Here is a 12,197-nt window from a genome sequence, read left to right on the forward strand (position 1 = left end):
AAAATCAATTGGTTTTGCCTGTGGTGACCCGCTTTAGACTATGCGTCCGCAATTTTGTCGATTGATCGATGGAAATGAATTGATTTAATCTGGAAACTTTTACGGTTTTGTACAAGCGAGCCAGCTCTCTGAGAAGCAGGGCGATGCCCCGGGAGGGACTGGTGGTGAAAATAATGAAAATTGCAGTGGTGTAGGCAATGAGTGGATTGCGTGAAATCAATCTGACTTCTATCAGTCTGGTCAAGGACGAGCTGGTTGCGAGTATCGAGGGGGCTACTGGCCATCTGGACCAGTTCGCGGAAGATCAGGCTGACAAGCCAGCGTTGGAAAAGTGTATCCAGGCGCTTCGCCAGGTGACCGGCGTATTGCAAATGGTCCAGCTGAGTGCGGCGGAGCTGCTTGCCCAGGAGATGCTGAGTGCGATGGGGGATCTGCTGCAGGATCGCCAACAATCTCCGCAGGACCTGCTGGAGAGCTTGGGGACTGCGTTTTACGTGCTAACCCGCTACCTGGACTTCGTGCAGAGCCGCGCAGCGCCCCGCCCGGAGCTGCTGGTTCCCTATATCAATAGCCTTCGACTGGCCCGCGCACAGGCGCCGGTGCCCGAAAGCCATTTTCTGCGCTGCCGTCTGGAGGCCACCGTACCGGGTGCGGTTTCTTCGGCAGTGATGTCCGAGGATCTGAAAACCTTTGTGCGGCGCTTCCGCCATATGTATCAGGTTGGGCTGCTGGCGCTGCTCAAGGGCAAGCCGCGCGGTCCGGCCTACACCATGATGGCCCGGGCACTGCAGCGTATCGCCAGCGTTTGTGCGGGCCGCCCCAACGGCAAGTTGTGGTCGGTGGCGGGTGCGGCACTTGCCGCCATGGCAAGCCGCGAAATGCTGGTGAATCGTCAACGGGTCATGGTTTTCAGTATGCTCGATCGCCGCCTGCGCAACATCTGCCGCGACGGCGACGCCGTGCTGGATCAGCCGGCTCCCCCGGTATTGATCAAAGAGTGTCTCTACTGGCTGGCCCTGGCGGGGCCATCGGGGCAGGGTGAAAAACTGCTTCAGGTATTCAGCGTGCGTCCGCTGGACTATCGCGAGCCCGAACTGGAGCGCGACCGGGCGAGCCTCGGCGGGCCTGGTGCTACCGCCATTGCTGCTGTTGCCAACGCGCTGGAAGAGGAACTCTCCGGTGTGCGTCGCTTGCTGGATGATGCCGAAATGGTCGGTGTGATTGCCGGCGATGATGAGGGTGGTCTTGTAGATACGCTGCGGCGAATTTCCAACACCTTGATCATGCTGAACTTCCGCCGAATTGGTGAAAATTTGGGCGGCTCACTCAGAGCCTATCAGAATTGTGCCCAGGTTGGTGGGCGCGCCGCGGACAACGCGCTGCAGCAGCTGACCAACCAGATCCTGGCCGTAGACAGCACCATCCGTTCCATGCGCCAGCGCTCCACCATCGAGTTGGATGAAAGCGGCCATGCGGACGTTGAGCTCGAACGCAGTCAGCTGGAAGATGCTGAGCTGGCGGTGCTGAAGGAGGCCGAGGCGGGGCTGGCGTTGATTAAGCGTGCCCTTGGGTCCTATGCGGAATCCGACTACGACCATGGCCACATTCGCAACGTGTCCACCACGCTGAACAGTGTGCGCGGCGGTCTCGTGGTCTTGAGCTTGAGTCGTGCGGCAGCGGTGGTTGAGCGATTGGCGCACTTTGTCGACGCGGTGATCGATCAGGCAAATACCGCACCGGCGGTTGAGCAGTCGCTGGAGACGTTTGCCGACGCGATTATTAGCCTGGAGTATTACCTGAACGAAGTGAAAATGCATCGTCAGGTGGATATGCAGTCTCTGGATTTGGCGGTAGAGAGCCTGGAGGCTCTGGGGTATCCGGTTGAGGTTGCCTGAGACGAGTCTCTGGTGCAGTCTTGCCTAAATGACCTGCGTTCAGAGTCTGCCTGATGCCTGACTTCAACCCTGCGGCGAGTGCATTGCCGCACCCCGAATTCCACTGGCACATAGTGGTTGCCAATGGTGAAGTCCTCTGCGGTGAGCAGGGGCCTTTACATTCCACCTTGCCCGTTAGTCTGTCGGCCGGTGAGCTGGCCACCCATTATTTGGGCGATTGGGCGGGCAAACCGTGTGCGGTACACCATCTCCCGCTGCGCCTGGCTTTGCCGGGTTGCGAATGGCGTGGTCTGCGCGCGCTGCTTGGGACCGTTGACGAATCTTTGTTTCTATTACTGGGTCGCGCCATGCAGGTGGCGAACTGGGACCTGGACCATCGTTTCTGCGGTCGCTGCGGCCTGCAGACCAGCTATCACGCCAAAGACCGCGCGCGGGTCTGCGAGCAGTGTAACTTCGCCGTATACCCCCGAATTTCACCTTGTGTCATTATGCTGCTAGTGCGCGGTGATGAGTGCCTGTTGGCCCGTCACGCCCGCCATCGACATGCGCTGTATACCGCTTTGGCCGGCTTTATCGAGCCCGGTGAGAGCGCGGAGCAGGCGGTGGCCCGGGAGGCTCATGAAGAGGTTGGGTTGGTGGTCGGGCAGGAACTGGGGCAACTGCGCTATGTGGGCAGTCAGCCCTGGCCGTTTCCCGGGCAGCTCATGATCGGATACCTTGCCGAGGTCACCGGCGGTGAACTGCGTCCCGACCAGGATGAGATCGCCGAAGCCCGCTGGTTTCATCGGTCGGAAATTCCGCAGGCCATTCCTCCTGTGGAAACGTTGTCGGGTCAACTGATAAGGACGTTTGTGGAGATGCGTTAACCCGCGTGGATCGCGGGTTATCACCCAGATAAGAGAACACACATAATGTATATCGCTATTACTTTTGCTATTGCGTTTTTCGCCCTGCTATTGGTTTTTTGGGGTGGCAAGGTACTGTTGCGTGGCAACTGGCTGTTGGGCTTTTTGCGTGGGTCCGTTGGGTTACTGTTGCTGGGAGGAGCACTGCTGATCGTCCTGCTCGCGCTGGATGTGTACAGCTACCGCAATCTCGGAGACGAGCACAGCGTGGGCACCGTCTCGTTCGAGCGCCTCGGGAAACAGCATTTCCTGGTTAAGTTTTCCGATGAAGATGGGATATCGCAGGAGTTTGAGCTGTACGGTGATCAGTGGCAGCTGGATGCACGTATGCTGAAGTGGAAAGGCGTGTTGGCGCGCTCGGGTATTGAGCCTGCCTATCGCTTGGATCGTTTGAGTGGCCGTTATTTGACGCTGCAAGACGAGCGCAATAAGGAGCGCTCAGTGCATGAGCTCGACAAGAGCAACCACGGCGTAGATCTGTGGAAGTTCCTGCGTGAAATGGATAACCGTGTGCCGGTGGTAGACGCGGTATATGGTAGTGCTACTTTCCTGCCCATGCAGGATGGCGCGGTATATGAAGTGCGTATCAGCCACTCCGGTTTGTTGGCGCGTCCGCTGAACCAGCAGGCACAGTCAGCATTGAACGAATGGCAGTAGTTAGTTTTTTAAAGTGTTTTATTGACCACAGTAATTGGGGGTTGAGTGGAATTTCTCAGTGAATACGGATTGTTTCTGGCCAAGGTAGTGACCATTGTGGTGGCACTTTTGGTGGTGATTGGCTTTATCGTGGCCAATCGCGCACATATGAAGGATCGTCAGCCTGGCCACGTTGCCGTGACACGCCTCAACGATCGTTACGAGGATATGAAAGAGACATTGCTGGAAGCGGTAATGTCCGAAGCGGATTACGCTGAGCGCAAGAAACAGCACGAAAAAGACAAAAAGGCCGAGGCCAAGGCGCAGGCGAAAAAACGCAAGGCAGAGCTAAAAGCAGAAGCCAAAGCGCGCAAAGAACACGACAAACATCCGGACACCGAAGCCTCTCGCGAAGCACCGCTGCCAGAGCAGGCAGAGGCCGATGCCGAAACCGGTGCGGATCCGGTCGAAGGGGAAGTAGTAGCTGCGGGTGAGGCGGACGAATCTGTGGAGCGCAAGCGTTTGTTTGTGGTGCACTTTGACGGCGATATCAAAGCCAGTGCCCTGTCTAATTTGCGCGAAGAGATTACCGCAATTTTGCAGGTTGCGGGCAAAGAAGATGAAGTGGTGGTTTGCCTGGAAAGCCCCGGCGGCATGGTGGCGAATTATGGTCTTGCCGCCAGTCAATTGGCACGCGTGCGCAGTGCCGGTGTGAAACTCACTATTGTGGTGGACAAGGTGGCGGCCAGCGGCGGCTACATGATGGCCTGTGTGGCCGACCGGATTCTGGCTGCACCGTTCGCCATGCTTGGGTCGATCGGCGTTGTCGCGCAATTGCCGAATTTCCATCGTTTGTTGCAGCGTAACGATGTGGATTTCGAATTGTTTACCGCGGGCGAGTACAAGCGCACCGTGACGATGTTTGGGGAAAATACCCCAGAAGGGAAAGAAAAATTTCAGAGCGACCTGGAAGAAATTCATACTTTGTTCCAGCATTTCGTCCACGAATATCGCCCGCAACTGGACATTGCCAAAGTTGCTACGGGCGAAGTCTGGTTTGGCCAGCGTGCCCTGGATCTAGCGCTGGTCGACGAATTGAAAACTTCCGACGAATATCTCACCTCGCGGGCGGCCAATGCCGACCTGTATCAGGTGGAATATAAGGAGCGGCAGAATATTGCCAAGAAAATGGGGATTGCCGCGCAACTGGGTGTTGAGAGCGCGGCGACACGTCTGTTTTCGCGCCTGGCCGCTTGGCGGCACCACGCTCAATAATCTTGCGCGAAAGTAGGGACTTTTCATTATTCATAGGGAAGTGATGGGAATGGCGGCTGAAGAGCAAAACAATTCCGAGCAGTCCTACCGCGCCATGCTGGTGGAAGAGGTCGCGGCGGGTAAATACGATCAGACCATTGTTCGGCGCCCGCTCAGTGATCTTCCGGTGCACCCGGTACGTATCGCCGTTTCCCACTCCTCTTTGAATTACAAGGATGCTTTGTCCGCATTCGGTAACCGGGCGATTACCCGCGAATACCCGCACACGCCCGGTATCGATGCGGTCGGCACGGTTGTTCAGGATGCCAGTGGGCGTTTCCAGCCCGGTGCGCGAGTGCTTGTGACGGGGTACGACCTGGGCATGAATACCGCGGGTGGTTTTGCCGAGCGTATCGCCGTGCCGGCGGACTGGGTTGCACCGTTACCGGAAGGCTTGTCTTTACGCGAATCGATGATTCTTGGCACCGCGGGGCTCACCGCAGCGCTATGTGTGGAGAAGCTGCTTGAGGCCGGCGCCAAACCGGAAGATGGCGAGGTGCTGGTGACCGGGGCCACCGGTGGTGTGGGCTCGATTGCCGTGGCGCTGCTTGCGAAACTGGGTTTTCGGGTGGCGGCAGTTACCGGCAAACTGGAATCTGCGGAATTCCTCACCTCCCTCGGCGCCTGGAAGGTGCTCGATCGAGAGACGCTGGCGCCGTTTGCCAATAAGGCCATTGCCAAGCCCCTGTGGGCCTGGGCCGTCGACACAGTGGGCGGGGAAACCCTGTTCAATGTAATCAAGTGCCTCAAGTACAGTGGCGGTGTGGCGGCCTGTGGTATGGCTTCCGGCGCGCAGTTTCAGGCCAATGTCTTCCCGTTTATTCTGCGTGGCATCAGTCTGCTGGGGGTGGATAGCGTGGAGCTGCCACTGTCCAAGAAAGCCGCGGTTTGGCAAAAGCTCGCCGGGCCCTGGTATATCGGTGAACAGCTGGAGCAAATTGCCGAAGATATTTCCCTGGAGCAGGCCCCCGAGTTCCTGGCGAGACTGCACCGCGGGCATGGTATTGGTCGCTACGTGGTAGACATGACCCGCTAGGCGATTGCCGGTCAAATTTGTGAATGCGCGCGCATAATCCTCTCTCTGCGGCTTCTTCGTGGCCTCCAGCCTGCTATCCTCAGCTGGTGTATTGCATAGTCACAATAATGTTTCTTTAGGATGGCTAGATCAAAAAAAGATCAGGTGAAAAATCAGGCTCCTAACTTCTCTCGATCTGGTAGCAAGCTTTGTCGGTGAATAACCCCGTTCCTCCAATCACACAGGATTCTGGCGCGCTGGTCCTTTCCGGTGGCGGTGCGCGCGCGGCCTATCAGGTGGGGGTTCTGAAGGCGCTGGCAGAATTGGCGCCAGACTCCGAGCCGCACCCATTCAAGATTATCTGCGGCACCTCGGCAGGCGCTGTGAATGCACTGGTGCTGGCCACCCATCCCGGTACGTTTAAAGAGGCCGTGGCGCGCCTGTACGATTTGTGGATGGGGCTCACCGTAGACCAGATTTATCGTAGTAACTGGACCAGCCTGCTTGGCAACATGCTGACGATTACCGGCTCCCTGTTTAATTACGGTGTGGCGCGCAATAAGCCGCTGGCACTTTTGGACAACGGGCCGCTGCATGAGCTGGTCAGTGAAGTGATACCGTTTGGTAACATCCAGCGCAATATTGACGCGGGGTGCCTGCGCGCGGTCAGTGTGAATGCGATGTCCTATAGCGAAGGCCAATCGGTGAGCTTTTTCCAGGGGCGCGAGGAGCTAAAGGAGTGGCGCCGCTTTCGCCGCTGTGGCGAGCGCACCCAGCTTAAAATTGAACATTTGATGGCCTCGGCGGCGATTCCCACACTATTCCCATCGGTAAAAATTGGCGACGAATACTTTGGCGATGGTGCGGTGCGCCAGCTGGCACCGATCAGCCCAGCGTTACACCTCGGTGCCAGTCGTGTATTTGTCGTGGGTGTATCGGATAATCGCTCACCTGTACATTGGGGAAAGCGCCGCAAGGCCCCCAAGCACTCACCGTCGATCGCGCAAATTGGTGGGCACCTGTTTAACGCCGCGTTTATTGACAGCCTGGAAGGGGATTTGGAGCATTTGGATCGGGTTAACCTTTTACTCAAATCGGTAGAAGACGAATCCCTGTCGCATCTCGCCCCATTGCGGGCGGTAGAGTCGGCAGTGATTGAACCCAGCCAGAGCCTGGATCGGATTGCCGGGCGCAAGGTGCGCTACCTGCCACCGGCACTGCGCTGGTTGTTTCGCTCCACTGGTGCCACCACCTCTGGGGGCGGCGCCTCGGCGGCCAGTTACCTGTTGTTTGAAAAGCCTTATCTCGGTGAGTTGATCGAGTTAGGCTATCAGGATGCCATGTGGGAGCAGGATACCCTGCGGGACTTCCTGCGCCCGCGCAACCAGCTGGTGGAAACGCAGCAAAAACGTTTGTTTGGATTGCGGGTTAAGCCCGCTACGGAAGCCTCGGATGATAATTCCTCGACCTGAAGTGTGTTCGGTTATGTGTGTGAAAAGTGTGCCCTGGGTCCGCTTGGGGTTCGCCCTTGGTGTGTCGCTGTTGTTGGCAGCCTGTAGTGGCCAGCAAGTGGAGCAAAGTACCGGCGCTCCTCCGTTACGTGCACAAACCCAGAGCGAATACCGCATGTTACTGGAAGAAGCACGGCAGCTCAGTTTTACCCTGGATTTTGATCGCTTGCGCATGGCGTACGTGAAATCGTCGGAGTACAACCCATACGGTGGTATGAAGCTGGATGGTTTGCCGGAAGCCTACAGCTCGGTCGAACAGGCGGACTTTACCGATTGCCTGCGCAATGTCGATAAGGTACTGGCTTACAACTACATGAGTCTCGAGGCACATATGATTGGTGTTTTGTGCAGTGGCCAGGCCGGCGAGTTGGAGCGTGAAGATTTGCACCGCTATATGGTGGAGGGGTTGATGACCTCCATTGAAAACAGTGGTGATGGCAAAAGTCAGGCGAGTGCATTTCAGACGATCAGTACATCCGAGTTGCGCGGCTACATTCGCCTCAAGGGATTGCAGGTACTGGATCAGTCTATCGTTTACGGTAAGCAGGGTATCTACGACAAGATGCAGGTGCGTGACCTGGAATCCGGTGAAGAGTACCCGTTGTTTTTCAATGTGAGCCAGCAGTTTGTACGCTCCAGCATAGAAAACTAAGCGTGAATATTTTCCCCTTTTTGCCGGCGTGCGATTAGCACAAATGTTGTGACAGTTTGTCCCAGTCAAAGCGCCGGGTCTGGCGGTCACTGAACAGGATTTCCACGCGGGAGTCCTCCCATTTTGTGATTCTGCCGTAGCCCAATTTCTGGTGTTTTATCCCTTCGCCCACTGCCGGTTTCTTAACGGTGGCCCGCGGTGCATTAATTTCCGGGTTGTACTCGCAGGTTGCCAGATAGCGTAAGCCCAGTCGGGTAACCGGTACCTGCGAGTGGATGTTTTCCGGCCGTTCGCGCAGGGCTCTTCCCAAAATATCACACAGCGGTAGATGCATTTCGTCCAAAAATACCGACGGTTTTTGCTCGTTGTCCGCCGGGCTGCCAGTAGGGCTTTTGCTGCCGCTCTCTGTTGGTGGCACCAGTAAAAATAGGTTTTTACGCGCGCGGGTCATGGCTACATACATCAGACGACGCTCGCTTTCGACCGATGCCGGAGTCGTGAAGTCTCGCTGTGGTTGATAGGGCACATTGTGGGTGGTGAGGGATGGAATGATGACCTGGTCCCACTCCAGTCCCTTGGCCTGATGCATGGTGGTGATCTGAATAGCCCCCGTTTTTTGAGCGTCTTCTCCGTTGCCGTCCTCTTCACTGCTTTCCTTCTGGTGCTGTTCCTGTAGCTGCTGCAGGTGGGCCAGTGCCTCTTGCGGTGGTAGCTTCAGTTGGTCCAAATACTGGACAAAGGCGATGATCGTCTGCTGTTTTTCCTCCGCCTGCTGGCGGTTGAAGGCGTCTTCCGCGATCCCATTCAGGAAGTCCAACTCGCCCAGTTGTCGGCGTACCAGTTCGCCGGCCATACCGCGCCAATGCTCCACTTGTTTCAGTAGCTCGGCCCGTTGCCGCAAACGCTTGCTCTGGGGTTGGCTGAGCGATTCCGGTACCAGGGTAAGCAGGGTGCCTCCCCAGTCTTTTTCTTGCCGGGAGAGCTGTTCGCACAGGGGTTCAAGTACCGCACGCGCTATACGTACGTGGGGCGCAGTGAGCCATTCGTACAGGCCTTTGGCACGTCTTGCTCGGGGCAGCTCGCGGAAGCGCCCGGAAGCAATATTCAAACTCCAGAACAGGGGGCGCAGCTCGCGGCGGGAGAGTACCGTATTGCGATTGCCTGAACGGTAGGGGATGTTGTTGGCCAGCAGTGCCAGCTCCAGTGGTGCCGCGAGAGACCAGAGGCGTACCAGGATGGCAATTTCCCCGAGGTCGCTTCCATTCTGGCGGCAGCGGCGGAGATGCTCCACCAGCCACTTGCCTTCGTTGGCTGCAGTGACTTGCTGGATCGCGGTTTCCGCTTCTGGATTGCCCGATACACAGAGAATGTCCGCCCTTTCCCGATTGTTCTGGATAAAGTGATTGGCCGCTAGCGACAGCGTGTGCCCATAGCGGAAGGTGCGGCTCAGGCGGTACACATTGGACGGGGGGAAGTCTCCATCAAACAGGCGCAACAAAAATTCCGGGCGCGAGCCTCGCCATTCGTAAATGGTCTGATCCGGGTCGCCAATGGCAATCACATTGCCAGATTTTCCATACAGTACCCGCAACAGGAAATGCTGCACTTCGTTGATGTCCTGGTATTCATCAACCAGCAGGTCTTCATAGTGGCTGCCGTACGCTTCGGCCATTTCCGGGTTCAGCTTCAGTTGCAGGGCGGGGTCGTACAGCAGGTCTGCGTAGGTAACCGCGTTTTGTTCCCGTCGCCAGTCTTCAAAGTGGCGGAATACCTTGAGGAAATAGCGGTAGTCATCACCGAGCTTGAGACGCTCAAAGGCGCTGAGGTCTCCATCGAGGGTGGTTTTGGTGAAGTCGATAAAAAATTCTGCGGCTTCCGTCTCCGACTGTTTGCGCGCGCGGATATCCTCCAGATCTGCCGGTGGCGCGCAGGCTTCGATGGATTTCCAGACCTGCAATTGCACCAGAGACTGCGGCAGGGGGGAAAGATTTGCCTGCGGCAGCTGGCCCGCGGCCATCATGCGCTGGTAGAGGCGGTAGCCCAGGCTGTGAAAGGTGTTTACCGCAGGGCTCTTCTGGCCGCACAGCGCCTGCACGCGCACGCTGAAATCTTCACGCGCGCTGCGGTTGTACATCACCACCAAGATACGCCGGGGGTCTACCCCCGCACCGAGTCGATTCTTGATGTAGTGGAGCAGGGCGGTGGTTTTTCCAGAACCGGCCACGGCGATAATCTTGGCGTGGCCGCCGGGATGGTTGGCAATAGCCTGCTGCTCTTCCGTGAGATTGGACTCTTTGCCTGACATAAGAATTCTGTACCACCTGAAACATGTAATCCGAATACTGTATATATTGCCAGTATAGTTGGGAGGGGTACAGGGCTTTATGTGGTCTCGGTGGTCGGCGGCGGCTCTTCTTCGCCGTGACGCAATGCCAGCTCGGCGATGTAGGAGGAGAGGAAGATGCGGCCGGTCAGCTTTTCCAAAAGCTTGGAGCGGCTCAGGCGATCCAGCACGGGGCTTTTGACTTCGGCCATGTGCAGGCGAATGTCGCGGCTTCTCAGGTCCTTGTTGATCTGGTGCAGGCGCTCCAGCGCGGTGCCATCGATGCGGCTGACCGATGACAGAATCAACACTAGGTCCCGGGTGTCCGGGTGTCGCTTCAGTTCGCTCAGCAGGCGGTCTTCCACCGCGCTGATATTGCTGAAGAACAGGCTCTCATCAATGCGCAGAAACAGGATGTCTTTCTGGGTCTCGACATTGTGGCGCAACACATTGCGAAAGTGTTCGGTACCCGGAACCCGTCCAACCACCGCAATATGCGGCCGGCTGCTACGCCAGATCAGAGTGGCGAACGAAAGGCCAATTCCCAGGGCGATACCTGCCTCGACCCCAAACAAGATCACCCCGGCAAAGGTGCAGAACATGGCGATACCGTCGGTGCGGTCGTAGCGCCAGTTGTGAATGAAGCCGCTGTAATCGAACAGGCTGGCCGCAGCGACAATGATGATCGCCGCCAGTACCGTAAGTGGTAGCGCACTGAACACACCGGTGAGGTACAGCAGTACCGGAATCATCATCAGGCCAGCCATGACACCGGCCAGGGGCGAGGCGGCGCCGGCCTCGGCGTTCACCGCCGTGCGGGAAAAACTGCCCGCCACTGGCAGGCCGCCGGACAGACTGCTGGTAATGTTGGCGGCCCCCAGCCCCAGTAGTTCACCATCGGCATCCAGTCGCTCACCGCGCCGGGCTGCCACGGCTTGTGCAATGGAAAGACTTTCTACGAAGGTCAGCAGGGCAATAATCAGTGCCGGTAACAACAAGCGATAAATCAGGCTCCAGTCCCAGTCGGGTAACACGATGTTGGGTAGCCCTGCGGGTATTTCGCCGATGACCTCGAGCCTGTCCTCGAGTTTGAATTGATGCACCAGTGCGATAGCGCAAAGCACCAGCAGCATCGGCACCAATCGCGCGGCGAGCCGGGCTACCTGTTTGGGTGCACCCAGGCGAAACAGCGTCATTGGCAGCCATATGCGACTGACGATCAAAATCACCGCCGCAGTAACCCCGAAAGCCATGGGGAGCAGATGGGCCTCCGGCAAGTGCTCGATGATATGCAGCAGCTTAACTGAGGCGGTCTCACCGTCGACCTTGATTCCCAAGAGGGCGGGAATCTGCCCGACGATGATCAGTGCCGCGGCCCCGGAGACGAAGCCGCTGATCACCGGATGGCTGAGCAGGTTGGATAGTGTGCCCATCTTGAGTAGGCCCATGGTGAAGAGGAAAACGCCGCTCAGCAGGGTGAGAATAATTGCAGCGCCGACATACTCGGGGCTGCCAATGGCTGCCAGTGGAGTGAGCGCTGATACCGTCATAAGAGAGAGTACCGCGGCGGGGCCTATCGCCATGGCTGTACTGCTGCCAAACACTGCGTAGGCGATGAGCGGCACCAGGCTGGCGTAGAGTCCGACATGTGGTGGCAAGCCGGCAAGCAGTGCGTATGCCAGTCCCTGTGGCACCAGCAACATACCTGACACCAGCGCTGCCGTGAGGTCGGAGAGTAACCACTGGCGGCGATAGCGTCTAAGCCATTTTGGTATGAGTCGATATGCCCGTATCACTTGCGCGGTTGTGGTCCAGAGGCCGGAGGGATTTCATCAGGATAGCCTCTGGATTATCCCGCGGGGATCAGGCAAACGATGGAAGGGAGATGGAAGGGGCTCGCTGAAGGTCTCTAGCGACCTGATGAAGAGTTAAGCGAGCCCCAACTT

General features: G+C 57.4%; 9 protein-coding genes. 7 read left to right on the forward strand and 2 right to left on the reverse strand.

The genetic code is table 11. The features are described from left to right. The first annotated feature begins 197 nt into the window (after positions 1 to 197). The 7 genes from LCM31_RS11630 (at position 198) to LCM31_RS11660 (ending at position 7,928) form a co-directional block, all read left to right on the forward strand. Positions 198 to 1,895: a hypothetical protein gene (locus LCM31_RS11630; protein WP_224870269.1), complete on the forward strand. Its 1,698-nt coding sequence runs from the start codon at positions 198 to 200 to the stop codon at positions 1,893 to 1,895. A gap of 53 nt (positions 1,896 to 1,948) precedes the next feature. Further along, positions 1,949 to 2,761, forward strand: coding sequence for an NAD(+) diphosphatase (gene nudC / locus LCM31_RS11635; RefSeq protein ID WP_224870271.1), 813 nt, complete (start codon positions 1,949 to 1,951; stop codon positions 2,759 to 2,761). A 45-nt stretch (positions 2,762 to 2,806) separates the two neighbouring features. After that, positions 2,807 to 3,457 carry a cation/multidrug efflux pump gene (locus tag LCM31_RS11640; RefSeq protein WP_222249414.1) on the forward strand — a complete coding sequence of 217 codons (651 nt, stop codon included), beginning with the start codon at positions 2,807 to 2,809 and terminating at the stop codon, positions 3,455 to 3,457. Positions 3,458 to 3,502: 45 nt separating this feature from the next. Continuing rightward, positions 3,503 to 4,711: a protease SohB gene (sohB, locus tag LCM31_RS11645; RefSeq protein ID WP_224870273.1), complete on the forward strand. Its 1,209-nt coding sequence runs from the start codon at positions 3,503 to 3,505 to the stop codon at positions 4,709 to 4,711. A gap of 49 nt (positions 4,712 to 4,760) precedes the next feature. Next, positions 4,761 to 5,786, forward strand: a complete 1,026-nt coding sequence (locus LCM31_RS11650) for a YhdH/YhfP family quinone oxidoreductase (protein WP_224870275.1) — start codon at positions 4,761 to 4,763, stop codon at positions 5,784 to 5,786. A gap of 188 nt (positions 5,787 to 5,974) precedes the next feature. Beyond that, the gene (locus tag LCM31_RS11655; RefSeq protein ID WP_404804430.1) at positions 5,975 to 7,237 is read left to right on the forward strand and encodes a patatin-like phospholipase family protein; all 1,263 of its coding nucleotides are present in this window, start codon (positions 5,975 to 5,977) and stop codon (positions 7,235 to 7,237) included. Positions 7,238 to 7,256: 19 nt separating this feature from the next. Beyond that, positions 7,257 to 7,928: a DUF4919 domain-containing protein gene (locus LCM31_RS11660; RefSeq protein WP_224870279.1), complete on the forward strand. Its 672-nt coding sequence runs from the start codon at positions 7,257 to 7,259 to the stop codon at positions 7,926 to 7,928. Between the two features lie 34 nt (positions 7,929 to 7,962). Here the strand turns inward: LCM31_RS11660 and LCM31_RS11665 are convergent, their stop codons facing one another. Beyond that, positions 7,963 to 10,233: an ATP-dependent helicase gene (locus tag LCM31_RS11665; protein ID WP_224870281.1), complete on the reverse strand. Its 2,271-nt coding sequence runs from the start codon at positions 10,231 to 10,233 to the stop codon at positions 7,963 to 7,965. A gap of 77 nt (positions 10,234 to 10,310) precedes the next feature. Then, on the reverse strand, positions 10,311 to 12,047 hold the full coding sequence (locus LCM31_RS11670) for a SulP family inorganic anion transporter (protein WP_224870283.1): 1,737 nt from the start codon (positions 12,045 to 12,047) through the stop codon (positions 10,311 to 10,313). Positions 12,048 to 12,197: the final 150 nt, after the last annotated feature.

It is taken from the genome of Microbulbifer agarilyticus, from assembly GCF_020171345.1.
GTDB classification, from domain to species: domain Bacteria; phylum Pseudomonadota; class Gammaproteobacteria; order Pseudomonadales; family Cellvibrionaceae; genus Microbulbifer; species Microbulbifer agarilyticus_D.